This window comes from Citrobacter sp. RHBSTW-01013, assembly GCF_013781985.1.
Lineage (GTDB): Bacteria > Pseudomonadota > Gammaproteobacteria > Enterobacterales > Enterobacteriaceae > Citrobacter > Citrobacter braakii.
Genome location: NZ_CP056185.1, coordinates 4,224,519 through 4,240,711 on the forward strand (window position 1 = coordinate 4,224,519; position 16,193 = coordinate 4,240,711).

The window sequence follows — 16,193 nt, forward strand, 5'->3', positions numbered from 1 at the left end:
AGCCGCCTCTTTGTTGGCTGCCTTCACTCACTCCCGTGACATAGTAAACTATGCTCCAGGAGATTCGCTCAGTTGCCGCCGCGATGCAACTTGAATGACTTTGTGTAGTGCCTGTCGCCTGAGACCGTTAATTTGCGTCGGTCTCTTTAAAAATTAAAACTCTTTACGTAACCAGCTATTCAGTCGCTTGATCCACGATCCGACCGAGGCAGTTACGCGCTTTTCTACTTCAGCCTCACCACTTAAATGGGATTCTTTCCCGTAGTGCAGCAGCCCCACCGCCGTTGAATAATACGGCTCCTGGGCATAATCCGTCAGACCGGTAATATTCAGCGGTGCGCCAATACGTACTTGTGTATGGAACACGCGCTGTGCGCAGGCCGCAAGGCCTTCAATTTGCGCAGCGCCGCCGGTTAACACAATCCCCGCCGCCAGATGATGTTTCACACCCTGCTGGCGAAGCTGTTCTTGTAATTGCAAAATTTCTTCGTTGACCAGGTTGAGCAGCTCGGTATAACGCGGCTCAATGACCTCTGCCAGAGTCTGACGTTGCAGGCTACGCGGCGGACGACCACCAACGCTTGGCACTTCAACGCTCTCGTCTTTACCCACGATGGAACCCAGTGCGCAGCCATGACGCACTTTGATGGCTTCAGCATCGCTCGGCGGCGTACCAAAGGCATACGCGATATCGCTGGTCACGACATTCCCTGCATAAGGGATAACTTTAGTGTGGCGCAACGCCCCGCCAGTATAAACGGCGATGTCCATTGTACCACCACCAATATCCACCACGCAGACACCCAGTTCACGTTCATCTTCCGTCAATACGGAATAACTGGCTGCCAACCCGGCAAAAATCAGTTGGTCAACTTTCAGACCACAACGTTCAACGGCTTTGACAATATTCTTCGCCATGTCGTTGTGGCAGGTAATAAGATGGACTTTTGCCTGCATACGCACACCGGAAAGACCGACCGGATTTTTGATACCTTCCTGGTAGTCGATGGCGTATTCCTGCGGGATGACGTGCAGAACACGATGTTCATCGCGAACGCGTACGGATTTTGCCGTATGTACCACGTTTTCCACATCTTCCTGCGTCACTTCCTCTTCGGAAATGGGCACCATACCAATTTCATTCTGACAGCTAATATGTTTACCGGAAAGCGCCAGATACACTGAAGAGATCTGGCAATCTGCCATCAGTTCAGCCTGGTCAATGGCGCGCTGTACGCACTTCACCACTGACTCAAGGTCATTCACCCCGCCTTTATCCATACCTCGCGATGGGCAACTGCCCACGCCAATGATATTGACCATACCGTCGGGCAGAACTTCCCCTACTAAAGCGGCTACCTTCGCGGTGCCAATCTCCAGTCCAACTACCAGTTTTCTGTCCGTCGCCTTGATCATTGTTGTTCTGCCTGTGCCTGATTCTGTTGCTGATTAGATTCCTCAGGAGGCAAGGGAACCCAGCCTACTGCCGCTCCTGAGTCATAACGCAAATCAACGTAGCTAATCCGTTTGCCATCGGTTTGCGCCTGCTGCTGTAAAACCGGGTAGAGTTCCACAAAGCGAGCCAAACGTTTTATCGTATCGCCCCTGCCCAGATTCAGCTTAATATCGTTATTCAGCGTCAACTGCCAGGAACGACGAGCGGTCATTGCCGCTTCCTTCAGGGTGAATCTGTCCTTAGCCAGCACCTGCCCCATATCGCGGAACCCTTGCAGCACTTCACTTGCGCTGCCTTCCGGTCCGTACAACATAGGTAATACCTGCTTATTGGCCCGACCGGTTGGGACACTGAAGGTATTTCCTTCAGCATCCACCATATGTTGGTCATTCCAACGCGCTATTGGCACATATTCAACCAGATGAATCTTCAATTCATCAGGCCATTGCTTTCTGACGCTCGCCTGTTTGATCCAGGGGAGGCGTTCAATCTGACTCTGGATGATGTTCACATCCTGAGTCATAAATGTTCCCGGAGCGCCCAGCGCCAGGATGGACTGACGGATATCATCATTGCGCGTGTAATGCCGTTCACCGGTTAACACCAGTTTTGACAATGGCAGGCGCTGCGCATCTTCCATCCATCCCAACACTACCCAGCCGCTGACAAACACGGTGCACAGCACTGTCAGCAGGAACAGTATTCCTGCAAGACGCGTTCCATTATTGCGGCGTGAGGAGTTTACTTCTTCTTCATCACCGTTTCGCGTGTTCAGCGCAGCCTGCGACATATCAGTCCGCCAACTCCAGAATTCTTACCACCAACTGCGAGAAGCTCAGGCCCGCCTGACGCGCCGCCATCGGCACCAGACTGTGGCTGGTCATACCCGGAGAGGTATTCGCTTCCAGCAGATAAAACTGGCCATCGCTGTCCAGCATGACGTCAATGCGACCCCAACCTTTACAGCCCAATGCAGTCCACGCTTTCAGGACTAATTCCTGTAAAAAGGCTTCTTGTTCGACTTCCAGACCAGCAGGGCAGAAATATTGTGTCTCATCAGAGAGATACTTCGCCTCATAATCATAGAAGGTTCCCGCGGGTTGGATACGTATTGACGGTAAAATTTCTTCGCCAAGTATCGCAACTGTAAATTCCGGGCCACTGAGCCATTTTTCAATCAGTACTTCTTCATCATGCTGAAAAGCCAATGCTAATGCACCCTGCAAAGCATTTTCTTCTTCAACTTTTGACATCCCTACGCTGGAACCCTCACGGCTTGGCTTTACAATCAACGGCAGGCCTAACGCAGAAATTTTTGTAACCGCTTCATCGCTAAGACCTTTTTCGAACTCAGCGCGGGTCAGCGCAACCCATGGGGCGACGGGTAAACCTGCGCCCTGCCACAGCAGCTTGCTGCGCAGTTTGTCCATGGAAATCGCGGAAGCCATGACGCCGCTGCCGGTATACGGCAGGCCAACCAGCTCCAGCATGCCCTGCAATGTGCCATCTTCACCGCCACGACCATGCAGCGCAATAAACACCTTCTGAAACCCCATAGATTTCAGAAGAGTGACATCGACCTCTTTAGGGTCAACCGGATGGGCATCTACACCACCTTCGCGTAACCCTGCCAATACGGCCGCGCCTGAATTCAGCGATACTTCACGCTCAGCGGAGGTTCCCCCGAACAGGACCGCGATTTTATCAGCCATGTTGTTCTTCCTCCGGGTTTTGCGGCTTCAGTTTGATTTCAGCTAAGGAACGCGCGATTTTGCCGATATTTCCAGCGCCCTGCACCAAAATCAGATCGTTGCCGGTTAATACGGGTGCCAGCATTTCTGCCACCTGGGCCGGGTCGGATACCAGAATCGGATCGATCTTACCGCGGCCACGAATCGTACGGCACAACGAACGGCTATCGGCACCCGGAATCGCGGCTTCGCCCGCGGCATACACATCCAGCATCAACAGCGCATCGACCTGGGTCAGCACGTTAGCAAAGTCGTCGTACAGATCGCGTGTACGCGTAAACCGGTGCGGCTGGAACAGCATCACCAGGTTTTTGTCCGGCCATCCCGCGCGCGCGGCTTTAATCGTGGCGTCCACTTCCGTTGGGTGGTGGCCATAGTCATCAACCAGCATCGCGGTCCCGGCTTTACCGTTCACCGGCTCAAGCGGGAATTCGCCGAGGAAGTCAAAACGACGTCCGGTACCCTGGAAACTTTCCAGCGCGCGCAGAATAGCGTCGTCTTCAATACCTTCTTCCGTCGCGACCGCCACTGCTGCTGCCGCGTTCAGTGCATTGTGACGACCCGGCGCGTTTAACGTAACACGTAAATCGGCCATCCCCTGACGCACCAGCGTGAAATGTCCTTGTGGACCAATCTGCTGGTAATCTTCAACGCGCACATCGGCATCATCACTGAAACCATAGGTTGTGGTTTGACGGCCAACTCGCGGTAACAGTTCGCGGATCACCGGATCGTCAACGCACATCACCGCACGGCCATAAAACGGCAAGTTATGCAGGAAATTAATAAACGTCTGCTTTAAATTTTCGAAGTCGCCATGGTAGGTATCCATGTGGTCGGCTTCGATATTGGTGACAATCGCCACCATCGGCTGCAAATGCAGGAACGACGCGTCGCTCTCGTCCGCTTCGGCAATCAAATAACGGCTATGACCCAGGCGCGCATGCACGCCTGCAGCCTTCACCAGACCGCCGTTGACAAAAGTGGGATCCAGACCCGCTTCCGCGTAGATGCTGGAGACCATTGCCGTGGTCGTGGTTTTACCGTGCGTCCCGGCAATAGCAATACCGTGACGAAAACGCATTAACTCCGCCAGCATTTCAGCACGACGAATCACCGGAATACGTGCTTCATGCGCTGCAACAATTTCCGGGTTATCCGCAGAAATAGCGCTGGATACCACCACCACGCTCGCATCGCGCACGTTTTCCGGGCGATGGTTGAAGAAAATCGTGGCCCCCAGATTCGTCAACTGCTGCGTCACAGGATTCGGCGCTAAGTCAGAACCGCTGATCTGATAACCTTCATTGGCCAAAACTTCGGCAATACCGCCCATACCAGCACCACCGATGCCGACAAAGTGAATGTGCCGAACGCGACGCATTTCGGGCACGATGGAACGCAGTTTTGCCAGTTGTTGTGTATTCATTCTTTAGCCATTAACTTCTTAGTTCATGCGATGCAAAAGGCATCACCACAATTACGCCCGGGCAGCCCGGCTCACTTCATTTGCAACGCGCTCTGTGGCATCCGGTATGGATGCGGCGCGCGCACGTTCTGCCATGGTTAATAACGTTTCTCGCGACCACCCGGCAAGGGTGCTGGCGACGGCATCCACAGTAAACTGCGGCTGCTCCAGAATTTTGGCGGCGCCCGCTTTCTCCAGCGGCAGCGCATTCCAATACTGCTGTCTGTCTTTGTGCTGGAACGGCACAAACAGCGCAGGCAAACCTGCGGCGGCAATTTCGCTCACCGTCAGCGCGCCTGAGCGACAAACCACGACATCAGCCCACGCGTAGGCCACTGCCATATCATCAATAAACTCAGTGACCTTGTGCTGCGGTTGTCCCGCGTCGGCATACGCCTGTTCAACGGTCTGCTGCGCACCTTTACCGCTCTGATGCCAGATAGTCACCGCGTCGCCAAGCTTTGCGGCAACCTGCGGCATCGTCTGGTTCAGTACGCGTGCACCCTGAGATCCCCCGACGACCAACACACGAACCGGACCTTCACGCCCGGCCAGACGCGCTTTGGGCAATGGCAGCGCCAGCACGTCAGTGCGCACCGGGTTGCCCACCACTTCCGCATTCGGGAAAGCGCCAGGAAAAGCCTGCATCACCGTAGTGGCAATCTTCGCCAGCCATTTGTTAGTTAATCCCGCAATGCCGTTCTGCTCATGCAGTACAACCGGAATACCTAATGACCAGGCCGCCAGACCGCCAGGGCCAGACACGTAGCCGCCCATACCCAGCACCACATCGGGTTTAAACTGCTTCATGATGGCGCGCGCCTGACGCCAGGCATTAAAAATACGCACAGGTGCGGCAAGCAGCGCATTGACGCCTTTACCACGCAAACCGGAGATACGAATAAAGTCAATTTCAATGCCGTGTTTCGGCACTAAGTCCGCTTCCATACGATCGGCGGTGCCCAGCCAACGAACCTGCCAGCCCTGGGCCATTAAATGGTGCGCGACCGCCAGCCCCGGGAACACATGCCCGCCGGTACCGCCCGCCATCACCATTAACCGCTTCGGTTGACCACTCATCGTGCACCTCGTGTAAACGCCTGGGCTTTTTCCAGACGCGTTTCATAATCAATACGTAACAAAAACATGATGGCCGTCGACATAATCAACAAACTTGAACCACCATAACTGATCAGCGGCAGCGTCAGACCTTTGGTTGGCAGCATACCCGCCGCCGCACCGACGTTTACCAGTGCCTGGAAGCTAAACCAGATCCCGATAGAGCAGGCTAAAAAGCCTGAAAAACGGTGGTCAATTTCCAACGCCTTACGGCCAATCGACATCGCGCGAAAAGCGACGAAGAATACCATTAAAAGTGCCAATACCACACCGATATAACCCAGCTCTTCCCCAATGATGGCGAAGATGAAGTCGGTGTGCGCTTCTGGTAAATACTCCAGTTTTTGGACTGAATTACCTAAGCCCTGCCCCCAAACCTCACCGCGACCAAAGGCCATCAGGGATTGCGTCAGCTGGTAGCCACTGCCGAACGGATCTTCCCATGGGTTCCAGAAGGAGGTTACGCGGCGAATACGATACGGTTCGGCAAGGATCAGCAGCACGACCGCTGAAATCCCCATGCCGATAATGGCAATGAACTGCCACAGTTTCGCTCCGGCGAGAAACAGCATCGCCAGGGTAGTGACAAACAGCACTACCACCGTACCAAGGTCAGGCTGTGCCAGCAGTAAAATAGCCAGCACCAGGATCACGCCCATCGGTTTTAAGAAACCGCGCAGGTTGTTACGCACTTCATCAACTTTACGCACCAGGTAGTTGGCGAGGTAACAGAACAGCGACAGCTTGGTAAATTCCGCAGGCTGAATACGCAGCGGCCCCAGCGCAATCCAGCGCGACGCCCCGTTAACGGAGCTACCCACCACCAGCACAATCAGCAGCATGATGATCGAGGCTATCAGCATCGTCGTACTGTACTTTTGCCAGAACTCCATCGGCAGACGCAGCGTCACCATCGCCAGACAGAAGGCGAGGAAGATGTACAGTGCGTCACGCTTAGCAAACAGGAAAGGATCGCCCGCCAGGCGTTGCCCTACGGGCATCGATGCCGATGTCACCATCACAAAACCGATCGCTGCCAGACCAAAGGTCAACCACAGCAGCATGCGGTCATACATGATCAGGCTGTCCGCGTCTTTATCACGCGAAGCCATCACCCAGCCTTTAAGTGCCGCGAAGACCCACGCCAGGATACCCAGTCCCGGTAAGCGCGGCATTCTCAGACGAGGGAGAGATAAGCGCATCAACCCAACTCCTTCGCCAGGCGGGTAAAGACGTCACCGCGTTGCTCAAAGTTCTTGAACTGGTCAAGGCTGGCGCAGGCGGGCGACAGCAGCACCATATCGCCCGGCTTCACGCGCGGTGCGAGCAGACGCATTGCCTGCTCCATGGTTTCAGTTTGTTCCGTAACGTCAGGTCGCAGAGCGGCAAGCTGCGCGCCATCGCGACCAAAGCAATACAGACGAATGTTGTCGCCGGTCAGGTATCGTTGCAGCGGCGTAAAGTCAGCGGATTTCCCGTCTCCCCCCAGCAACAGGTGCAACGTACCGTCAACGTGCAGGCCATTCAGCGCGGCTTCAGTGCTGCCGACGTTGGTGGCTTTAGAATCGTTAATCCAGCGCACGCCGTTGTGCTCAAGCACAGTCTGGAAACGGTGCGCCAGACCGGTAAACGTGGTGAGCGCTTTCAGGCTCGACGCCCGCGGCAGACCCGCAGCATCCGCCAGCGCCAGCGCAGCCAGGGCGTTGGTATAGTTATGCTGACCGGAAAGCGTCATCTCTTTCACGTTAAGGACTTTTTCACCCTTCACTCGCAGCCAGGTTTCGCCCTGCTGACGGTTCAGGTGATAGTCACCCATGTTGATGCCAAAGCTCACGCAACGCTCATCCGCCCCGCGAACCGGCATGGTCAGCGCATCATCAGCGTTGACCACACACACTTTCGCGTTTTCATAGACGCGCAGTTTGGCCGCACGGTACTGCTGCAAGCCAAACGGATATCTGTCCATATGGTCTTCGGTGACGTTCAAAATGGTAGCGGCTACGGCTTGTAAACTTGAGGTCGTTTCCAGTTGGAAGCTCGACAGTTCCAGAACATACAGCTCACGTTCGTCATCCAGCAGCATCAGCGCGGGCAGGCCAATATTACCGCCGACCCCCACGTTCACACCGGCCGCTTTCGCCATCTCACCTACCAGCGTAGTGACTGTGCTTTTCCCGTTGGAACCGGTGATCGCGACGATCGGTGCCTGTGCTTCGCGACAGAACAGTTCAATGTCGCCGACAATTTCAATTCCCGCATCGGCGGCGGCGCTCAACGAAGGATGCGCCAGGGCAATACCAGGGCTGGCGACAATAAGATCAGCGGCCAGCAGCCAGTCATCATTCAGGCTGCCAACATGACGCTCAACCGCTTCCGGTAATTTGTCCAGGCCCGGCGGCGTCGCGCGGGTATCCATTACGCGCGGCGTCACGCCACGCGCCAGGAAGAAATCCACGCAGGACAGCCCGGTCAAACCCAGACCGATAATGACGACTTTTTTACCCTGGTAATCAGCCATGATTAACGTACCTTCAGCGTTGCCAGGCCAATCAGCACCAGCATCAGCGAAATAATCCAGAAGCGTACAATTACGCGCGGTTCCGGCCAGCCTTTCAGTTCATAGTGATGGTGGATCGGCGCCATACGGAAGATGCGCTGTCCGCGCAGCTTAAAGGAGCCAACCTGCAAAATGACCGACAGTGTTTCTACGACGAATACACCGCCCATGATCACCAGCAGGAACTCCTGACGCAGGAGCACGGCAATAATGCCCAGCGCGCCGCCAAGCGCCAGCGATCCGACGTCGCCCATAAAGACCTGCGCCGGATAGGTGTTAAACCACAAGAAGCCTAAACCCGCGCCAACAATTGCCGTACAAACGATCACCAATTCGCCGGCATGACGTAAATAGGGAATATGCAGATAGTTGGCGAAGTTCATGTTACCGGTCGCCCACGCCACCAACGCAAAACCTGCGGCCACAAACACGGTCGGCATAATCGCCAGACCATCCAGACCATCGGTGAGGTTGACCGCGTTGCCAGTACCCACAATCACGAAGTACGCCAGCAGCACGTAGAACAGCCCCAACTGCGGCATCACGTCTTTAAAGAACGGCACCACCAGCTCAGTGGCCGGGGTATCTTTACCAGCCAGATACAGGGCAAAGGCCACCCCCAGCGCAATCACCGACATCCAGAAGTATTTCCAGCGCGCGATCAGGCCCTTGGTGTCTTTGCGTACCACTTTGCGGTAGTCATCGACAAAACCGATAATGCCGTAACCGACCAATACCACCAGCACGCACCATACGTACGGGTTCGACGGGTATGCCCACAGCAGTACGGAGATAACAATCGCGGTAAGGATCATAATCCCGCCCATGGTCGGCGTACCGCGTTTACTGAAGTGTGATTCCGGACCGTCGTTACGCACGACCTGTCCAAAGGACATTTTTTGCAAGCGGGCGATCATGCGCGGGCCCATCCACAAAGAGATGAACAGCGCGGTCAGCAGGCTGACGATGGCGCGAAACGTCAGATAGGAAAAGACGTTAAAGCCGGAATAATATTTGACCAAATGTTCGGCCAGCCAAACTAACATGTCCCATTCTCCTGTAATGCGCGTACTACCTCTTCCATGGCGGCACTACGTGAACCCTTCACTAAAATCGTCATAATCTGATGTTCTGCAATCAGCGCCTTAAGATGCGCGGTCAACGCGGTTTTATCCGCAAAATGCTCACCCACACCGCTGGCATGGCTAATTGCCTGACTCAGTTTCCCTGTACTCAGCACACGGTCGATACCTGCAGCCTTCGCAGCGTCACCCACCTGCACGTGGCATGCTTCGCTTTCCGCGCCAAGCTCTGCCATATCGCCAACGACCAGCACGCGGTAGCCCGGCATTTCGGACAGCACGTTTACCGCTGCGGTCATTGACCCGACATTTGCGTTATAGGAGTCATCCAGCAGTAGCTGATTTTCTGCCAGTTGAATCGGGAACAGACGCCCCGGTACCGCTTGCAGTTCCTTCAGACCCGCTTTAATCGCTTCGTGCGTCGCGCCTACCGCCATAGAGAGCGCAGCCGCCGCCAGGGCGTTAGCAATGTTGTGACGACCCGGCAGCGGCAGCAGAACATCAATGCTTCCGGTTGGCGTTTGCAGAGAAAACTCTGTGCCGTGTGAAGTCACATGAACGTTGGCCGCCGAAAAGTCGCTGTTGCCCGCATTCGGGGAGAAACGCCAGACTTTGCGATCGCCGATAATGCTCTGCCAGTTCAGCCAGTCGTTGTTGTCGGCATTCATAATGGCGATTCCGTTCGCTGGCAGGCCGGTAAAAATCTCACCTTTTGCCTTCGCAACGCCTGCCAGTGAACCAAAGCCTTCCAGATGCGCGGCTGCCAGGTTGTTCACCAGCGCCGCTTCCGGACGCGTCAGGCCAACGGTCCAGGCGATTTCGCCCTGATGATTAGCGCCAAGCTCAATCACGGCATAGTCGTAATCGTTGTTTAAGCGCAACAGCGTCATCGGTACGCCGATGTCGTTATTCAGGTTGCCCGCGGTATATAAGGTGTTGCCACACTGACTCAGAATGGATGCGGTCATCTCTTTAACGGACGTCTTACCGGAAGAGCCGGTCAGCGCGACAACGCGCGCCGGAACCTGAGCGCGTACCCATGCCGCCAGTTCACCAAACGCCAGACGTGTATCTTTAACAATCAGCTGCGGCAGGTTGGTGTCCAACGGACGGCTGACCAGCAGCGCACCCGCCCCGCTCTCTTGCGCCTTGTCTGCGAAATCGTGGGCATCAAAGCGTTCGCCTTTCAGCGCGACAAACAGGCAGCCCGGCGTAACTTTACGCGTATCAGTTGTCACCGCATCAAGAGTCAGATCGGCTCCTTTCAGTTCGCCGCGGAGGATCTCCGCCAGTTGGCTGAGCGTTACGCTAATCATGCGATGACTCCCAGCAGACGCGCTGCCGTAACGCGGTCAGAATAGTCGAGGCGCTGCGAGCCAACGATCTGGTAGTCTTCGTGACCTTTCCCGGCCACCAGCACCACGTCGTTTTCTTTCGCCTGCATAATGGCGTTTGTCACAGCCTCTGCGCGACCTTCCATCACTTTCGCCTGTCCGGCATCCAGCATACCCGCCAGAATGTCGTTAATAATGGCGCGCGGCTCTTCGGTACGCGGGTTGTCATCGGTCACCACGACAACATCAGCAAACTGCTCGGCAATCGCGCCCATCAACGGACGTTTACCTTTGTCGCGATCGCCGCCGCAGCCAAAGACGCACCACAGTTTGCCAGTACAGTGCAGACGTGCCGCCTGCAGCGCTTTTTCCAGCGCATCTGGCGTATGGGCATAATCAACCACAACGGTGGTTTTACCCGGCGCGCTGAACACTTCCATGCGCCCACAAACTGGCTGTAATTGTGTTGCCGTTTTCAGTAAATCAGCTAACGGATATCCCAACGCCAGCAGCGTTGCCAGCGCCAACAGCAGATTGCTGACGTTAAACGCGCCCATCAGGCGACTTTCAATTTCGCCGTCACCCCATGAGGAGGTAAAACGAATCGTTGCCCCGCTGTCGTGATAATTCACGTCAATCGCCTTTAACCAACGACCATGACAGTTCGGGTTGATGTGATCTTCCATCGATACGGCAACCGCATCCGGAAGTTTGGCCAACCAGCGACGACCGACTTCATCATCCGCATTAACGATGGCCTGGCCGCAATGGTGCGTGGAATACAGCAGCCATTTCGCGGCTTCGTAATGTTCCATGTCGCCGTGGTAATCAAGATGGTCGCGGCTTAAGTTAGTAAATACTGATGCGGCAAACTTCAGCGCCGCCACGCGATGCTGAACCAGACCGTGTGAAGACACTTCCATTGCGCCAACCGTTGCGCCTTGTGCAACCAGCCCTGCCAGCACATGCTGGACATCTACGGCTGAACCGGTGGTATTTTCCGTCGGGATCACTTTGCCCAGCAGGCCATTGCCGACTGTTCCCATCACCGCGCTGGTTTCGCCAAGCAGTTGGCTCCACTGTGCCAGCAATTGGGTGGTGGTGGTTTTACCGTTGGTCCCGGTCACGCCGACCAGTCGCATTTTTTCAGAAGGCTCGTGGTAAAAGCGGCCCGCCAGTGCAGATAAACGTTCGTTAAGCTGACTGAGATAGATAACTGGAACGCCGTGCATTTCACGGATTTCACCGTCAGTAGCTTCATCTTTTGCTTCTGCAATAATGGCAGCCACACCTTGCGCTATCGCCTGCGGGATATACCGACGCCCGTCCGCCTGATGACCCAATACTGCGACAAAGAGATCGCCCGATGCAGCCATACGGCTGTCGAGCGTCATCTCCCGCAGTGCTCGCTCCGGTGCACCCGGCACCCATGGAGCAAGAAGGTCGCGCAAATTACGATCTGCCACCTGTTGCCTCGCCTTGATTATTCACAAATTCATTTTTATCGCCCGTTGTCAGCGCATCCGGCTCGATGTTCATGGTGCGCAGTACGCCGCCCATGATGGCACCAAAGACCGGCGCGGAAACGGCGCCACCGTAGTATTTACCCGCCTGCGGATCGTTGATAACAACAACCAGCGCGAAGCGCGGCTGACTCGCAGGCGCAACACCTGCGGTATAAGCAATGTATTTGTTGATGTAGCGGCCATCCGGCCCTACTTTCTTCGCCGTACCGGTTTTAATGGCGATACGATAGCCTTTAATCGCCGCCTTCACGCCGCCGCCGCCGGGCAGCGCCACGCTTTCCATCATGTGCACCACGGTACGCACGGTTGATTCCGGGAAGATACGCTCGCCCGGAACAGGAGGGTCAACTTTGGTGATCGACAGTGGCCGATAAACGCCATAGCTGCCGATCGTTGCATAGACTCGCGCTAACTGTAACGGCGTTACCATTAGCCCGTAGCCGAAAGAGAAGGTGGCCCTCTCTATGTCAGACCACCGTTGTTTTTGAGGATATAAGCCACTGCGTTCTCCGACCAACCCCAAATTGGTCGCTTTTCCCAGCCCAAAACGTGAGTAAGTGTCTACTAACGCTGAGGACGGCATCGCTAACGCCAGCTTGGAAACACCGACGTTACTCGACTTCTGCAAAACCCCGGTGAGGGTCAATTCGCTATAACGCGCCACGTCTTTAATTTCGTGGCCATTAATTCGGTAAGGGATAGTGTTAAGTACGGTATTTTCGCGAACCACGCCACGCTGCAGCGCCGTCATCACCACCATCGGTTTGACGGTGGACCCCGGTTCAAACACGTCGGTAATCGTACGGTTACGCATCGCATCCTTCGGCGTACCGGTGAGATTGTTCGGGTTGTAGGACGGGCTGTTGGCCATCGCCAGCACTTCACCGGTGTTCACATCCACCAGTACCGCACTGCCTGACTCCGCCTTGTTAAACGCCACGGCGTTATTCAGTTCGCGGTAGACCAGCGCCTGTAAACGCTCATCGATACTTAGCGCAAGATTATGCGCCGCCTGGCTGTCGGTAGAGGAAATATCCTCAATGACGCGGCCATAACGGTCTTTACGTACAATACGTTCGCCCGGTTGCCCGGTGAGCCATTTGTCGAAGCTCTTCTCAACGCCTTCAATCCCCTGGCTGTCGACGTTAGTAAAGCCGATAAGGTGAGCGGTCACTTCTCCGGAAGGATAGTAACGGCGGGATTCTTCGCGCAGGTGAATGCCTGGCAGCTTCAGTTTTTTGATGTAGTCAGCCATGTCAGGGTTTACCTGACGCGCCAGATAGATAAAGCGCCCTTTCGGGTTGGCGTTAATGCGGGAAGCCAGTTGATCGAGCGGGAGATTCAGCGCGGTCGACAGCGCTCTCCAGCGTTCACCAACGCTTACGCCGCCTGCGTCATGCACCTCTTTTGGGTCGGCCCAAATCGCCTTAACCGGAACGCTCACCGCCAGCGGACGACCTGAACGGTCAGTAATCATCCCGCGCGATGTGGACACTTCCTGTACGCGCAGAGAGCGCATGTCGCCCTGACGCACCAGCATGTCCGGCGCGATGATTTGCAGCCAGGCAACGCGCCCCAGCAGAAAACCCAGTGCCAGCAAAATACAGCCGCACAGTAACGCAAAACGCCAACTGATAAAGTTGGCTTGTTCTTCCTGGCGTTTTGGCTTGTGCGTTTTTGCCGCTGCTTTCATGCGTCGCGTTTATCCTTATTTTTGTACTACGATATTTTCTTGTGAGGGATCAACATGCTGCATTTGCAGCTTTTCCGTTGCGATCCGTTCAACACGGCTATGGTCGCCGAGCGCGTTCTCCTCAAGGATCAAGTTGCGCCATTCGATATCCAACGCATCTCGCTCCAGAACCAGCTGCTCACGCTGCGCGGTCAGTAACCGCGTATGGTGTGCTGTTGTCACGACGGTAACCGCCGTCAAAATAATGCAAATGAACAGGCAGAGTGGCAGCTTCCCATACCGCAAAAGATCGTCACCGATCACGCCAGGCAAGGCATGGCGCTCGTTGCTTCCTATCGATCCTTTAACTTTGCTGAGGGCTTCTGTCACTCTGCTGATCATGCGTTCGTCCTCTCTGCAATACGCAGAACTGAACTACGGGCACGAGGATTTTCAGCTACCTCTTCTTCACCCGGCATCATCTTGCCTAGTGCTCTTAACTCACGGCCGCCCAGCTTTTTGATCTGCGCTTCAGTCATCGGTATTCCAGCCGGAACCTGAGGACCACGGCTTTGTTCGCGCATAAAGCGTTTCACAATGCGATCTTCAAGCGAATGGAAACTGATTACCGAAAGGCGACCACCTGGTGCCAGCACGCTGAGCGAGCTTTTTAGCGCCTGCTCTATCTCCTCCAGTTCACTGTTCACCCAAATGCGCACCGCCTGGAAGGTACGGGTCGCGGGATGTTTGAATTTGTCTTTCACCGGCATTGCCGCCGCAATCACTTCCGCCAGCTCTTTAGTGCGGGTCATCGGTTCGATGCGGTTGCGCTCTACGATGGCGCGAGCAATACGTTTGCCGAAGCGCTCTTCGCCAAAGGTTTTAATCACCCAGGCAATATCTGCTTCATCGGCGGTTTGCAGCCATTCGGCCGCTGACTGACCGCGTGTAGGGTCCATACGCATATCTAACGGACCGTCACGCATAAATGAGAATCCGCGCTCAGCATCATCAAGCTGTGGAGAAGAAACCCCAAGATCGAGAAGAATCCCGTCGATCTTACCGGTAAGTCCGCGCTCGGCGACATAATCAGCCAGCGCAGAAAAAGGACCATGGACGATGGAAAAACGGGGATCGGTAATCGTCTTTGCAACGGCAATCGCCTGCGGATCGCGATCGATGGCCAGTAAACGCCCCGCTTCGCCAAGTTGCGAGAGGATCAGACGTGAGTGACCACCGCGACCAAATGTCCCGTCAATGTAGATGCCGTCTGGACGAATATTCAGGCCGTTTACGGCTTCATCCAGCAACACCGTTGTATGTTTATAATTTTCCATCATTTTATAGAGACAAATCCTGCAATCGTTCCGACAGCGCGCCGGTAACAGACTGCTCAGCGTCGATATCTTCCTTGACCTGTTGATACCAGGTCGTTTCATCCCACAGCTCAAACTTATTGAACTGCCCAACCAGCATCACTTCTTTCGTTAGCCCTGCGTGTTGCCGCAGAATGGGCGCTATCAATAATCGGCCAGCGCTATCCATCTGACATTCGCTAGCATGACCCAACAACAGGCGCTGTACGCGACGCTCAACTGGATTCATGCTCGACAGACGCGATAACTTCTGCTCGATAATTTCCCATTCAGGCAGGGGGTACAGCAGCAGGCACGGGTGATGGATGTCAATGGTGCAAACCATTTGACCGGTAGCGCTCTCGAGCAGTTGATCCCGATAACGGGTAGGCACAGATAAGCGCCCTTTACTGTCGAGATTAACTAACGTTGCTCCCCGGAACATGCCAGCCTCACCCCCGATTACCACTTTATCCCACAAATTCCCACTTAAAGGAGTTTACGGAGCGGAGGAAAACCTTGTCAAGCAAGTCACGGCGCTTAGCAGAGCAAAAAACCCATTGTTTACGGCTAATATCAGCGTTGAACAAATTCCGTACAGCAAACGAAGCAAATTAACGCCATGAATATTTGTAAGAAAAAAATCCAACAACTCATGATTGTTTAAAACAACTGAATATCATCAAAAGAAAAATATAAAGTGTCAGTTTGCGACGCGAGCGGCATTTTAGGACAATATGCAGCGAGATAACAGTACCAGTTAATCAGTCTGTACGCCGCACAGGAGCAAGATAAGGGCGAGATTGTCGCAACACACCAGTAAAGTGTTTGTTAATTCGGCAAATCCCTACATGCTTGTAACAAAATAATACA

14 protein-coding genes are annotated in these 16,193 nt (G+C 54.7%); all 14 read right to left on the reverse strand.

Translation table 11 applies throughout. The annotated features are described in order from the left end of the window. Positions 1–153 precede the first annotated feature (153 nt). The 14 genes from ftsA to mraZ are packed head-to-tail and all read right to left on the reverse strand — an operon-like array spanning position 154 to position 15,765. The gene (gene ftsA, locus HV350_RS20325) at positions 154–1,416 is read right to left on the reverse strand and encodes a cell division protein FtsA (RefSeq protein ID WP_003018755.1); all 1,263 of its coding nucleotides are present in this window, start codon (positions 1,414–1,416) and stop codon (positions 154–156) included. Beyond that, complete coding sequence (ftsQ, locus tag HV350_RS20330; protein WP_003018758.1) at positions 1,413–2,246, reverse strand: cell division protein FtsQ; 834 nt, start codon at positions 2,244–2,246, stop codon at positions 1,413–1,415. The genes ftsA and ftsQ overlap by 4 nt, the downstream gene beginning before the upstream one ends. 1 nt (position 2,247) lies before the next feature. After that, on the reverse strand, positions 2,248–3,168 hold the full coding sequence (locus HV350_RS20335) for a D-alanine--D-alanine ligase (protein ID WP_181629218.1): 921 nt from the start codon (positions 3,166–3,168) through the stop codon (positions 2,248–2,250). Beyond that, the gene (gene murC / locus HV350_RS20340) at positions 3,161–4,636 is read right to left on the reverse strand and encodes a UDP-N-acetylmuramate--L-alanine ligase (protein ID WP_016151698.1); all 1,476 of its coding nucleotides are present in this window, start codon (positions 4,634–4,636) and stop codon (positions 3,161–3,163) included. Before murC ends, HV350_RS20335 begins: the two co-directional genes overlap by 8 nt. A gap of 51 nt (positions 4,637–4,687) precedes the next feature. Continuing rightward, positions 4,688–5,755 carry an undecaprenyldiphospho-muramoylpentapeptide beta-N-acetylglucosaminyltransferase gene (gene murG, locus HV350_RS20345; protein ID WP_181629220.1) on the reverse strand — a complete coding sequence of 356 codons (1,068 nt, stop codon included), beginning with the start codon at positions 5,753–5,755 and terminating at the stop codon, positions 4,688–4,690. Continuing rightward, positions 5,752–6,996: a cell division protein FtsW gene (gene ftsW / locus HV350_RS20350; protein ID WP_016151696.1), complete on the reverse strand. Its 1,245-nt coding sequence runs from the start codon at positions 6,994–6,996 to the stop codon at positions 5,752–5,754. The genes murG and ftsW overlap by 4 nt, the downstream gene beginning before the upstream one ends. Then, positions 6,996–8,312: a UDP-N-acetylmuramoyl-L-alanine--D-glutamate ligase gene (gene murD, locus HV350_RS20355; RefSeq protein WP_181629221.1), complete on the reverse strand. Its 1,317-nt coding sequence runs from the start codon at positions 8,310–8,312 to the stop codon at positions 6,996–6,998. Before murD ends, ftsW begins: the two co-directional genes overlap by 1 nt. 2 nt (positions 8,313–8,314) lie before the next feature. After that, positions 8,315–9,397, reverse strand: a complete 1,083-nt coding sequence (mraY, locus tag HV350_RS20360) for a phospho-N-acetylmuramoyl-pentapeptide-transferase (RefSeq protein WP_016151694.1) — start codon at positions 9,395–9,397, stop codon at positions 8,315–8,317. Further along, on the reverse strand, positions 9,391–10,749 hold the full coding sequence (gene murF, locus HV350_RS20365) for a UDP-N-acetylmuramoyl-tripeptide--D-alanyl-D-alanine ligase (protein ID WP_181629223.1): 1,359 nt from the start codon (positions 10,747–10,749) through the stop codon (positions 9,391–9,393). Before murF ends, mraY begins: the two co-directional genes overlap by 7 nt. Beyond that, complete coding sequence (gene murE / locus HV350_RS20370) at positions 10,746–12,233, reverse strand: UDP-N-acetylmuramoyl-L-alanyl-D-glutamate--2,6-diaminopimelate ligase (RefSeq protein WP_016151692.1); 1,488 nt, start codon at positions 12,231–12,233, stop codon at positions 10,746–10,748. Before murE ends, murF begins: the two co-directional genes overlap by 4 nt. Further along, positions 12,220–13,986 (reverse strand): peptidoglycan glycosyltransferase FtsI, encoded by a 1,767-nt coding sequence (gene ftsI / locus HV350_RS20375; RefSeq protein WP_016151691.1) that lies wholly within the window; start codon positions 13,984–13,986, stop codon positions 12,220–12,222. The genes murE and ftsI overlap by 14 nt, the downstream gene beginning before the upstream one ends. 15 nt (positions 13,987–14,001) lie before the next feature. Continuing rightward, positions 14,002–14,367: a cell division protein FtsL gene (gene ftsL, locus HV350_RS20380; RefSeq protein WP_006686695.1), complete on the reverse strand. Its 366-nt coding sequence runs from the start codon at positions 14,365–14,367 to the stop codon at positions 14,002–14,004. Beyond that, positions 14,364–15,305 carry a 16S rRNA (cytosine(1402)-N(4))-methyltransferase RsmH gene (gene rsmH / locus HV350_RS20385; RefSeq protein WP_016155687.1) on the reverse strand — a complete coding sequence of 314 codons (942 nt, stop codon included), beginning with the start codon at positions 15,303–15,305 and terminating at the stop codon, positions 14,364–14,366. The genes ftsL and rsmH overlap by 4 nt, the downstream gene beginning before the upstream one ends. Before the next feature lies 1 nt (position 15,306). Continuing rightward, positions 15,307–15,765, reverse strand: coding sequence for a division/cell wall cluster transcriptional repressor MraZ (gene mraZ / locus HV350_RS20390; protein WP_005124560.1), 459 nt, complete (start codon positions 15,763–15,765; stop codon positions 15,307–15,309). Between the last annotated feature and the right edge of the window lie 428 nt (positions 15,766–16,193).

What these genes read in the sequence shown, in the direction of transcription:
- murF (WP_181629223.1), bottom strand. Translation starts at nt 10,749, where the DNA reads ATGATTAGCGTAACGCTCAGCCAACTGGCGGAGATCCTCCGCGGCGAA.
- ftsL (WP_006686695.1), bottom strand. Translation starts at nt 14,367, where the DNA reads ATGATCAGCAGAGTGACAGAAGCCCTCAGCAAAGTTAAAGGATCGATA.
- ftsI (WP_016151691.1), bottom strand. Translation starts at nt 13,986, where the DNA reads ATGAAAGCAGCGGCAAAAACGCACAAGCCAAAACGCCAGGAAGAACAA.
- murD (WP_181629221.1), bottom strand. Translation starts at nt 8,312, where the DNA reads ATGGCTGATTACCAGGGTAAAAAAGTCGTCATTATCGGTCTGGGTTTG.
- mraZ (WP_005124560.1), bottom strand. Translation starts at nt 15,765, where the DNA reads ATGTTCCGGGGAGCAACGTTAGTTAATCTCGACAGTAAAGGGCGCTTA.
- HV350_RS20335 (WP_181629218.1), bottom strand. Translation starts at nt 3,168, where the DNA reads ATGGCTGATAAAATCGCGGTCCTGTTCGGGGGAACCTCCGCTGAGCGT.
- ftsQ (WP_003018758.1), bottom strand. Translation starts at nt 2,246, where the DNA reads ATGTCGCAGGCTGCGCTGAACACGCGAAACGGTGATGAAGAAGAAGTA.
- ftsW (WP_016151696.1), bottom strand. Translation starts at nt 6,996, where the DNA reads ATGCGCTTATCTCTCCCTCGTCTGAGAATGCCGCGCTTACCGGGACTG.
- mraY (WP_016151694.1), bottom strand. Translation starts at nt 9,397, where the DNA reads ATGTTAGTTTGGCTGGCCGAACATTTGGTCAAATATTATTCCGGCTTT.
- murG (WP_181629220.1), bottom strand. Translation starts at nt 5,755, where the DNA reads ATGAGTGGTCAACCGAAGCGGTTAATGGTGATGGCGGGCGGTACCGGC.
- murC (WP_016151698.1), bottom strand. Translation starts at nt 4,636, where the DNA reads ATGAATACACAACAACTGGCAAAACTGCGTTCCATCGTGCCCGAAATG.
- ftsA (WP_003018755.1), bottom strand. Translation starts at nt 1,416, where the DNA reads ATGATCAAGGCGACGGACAGAAAACTGGTAGTTGGACTGGAGATTGGC.
- rsmH (WP_016155687.1), bottom strand. Translation starts at nt 15,305, where the DNA reads ATGATGGAAAATTATAAACATACAACGGTGTTGCTGGATGAAGCCGTA.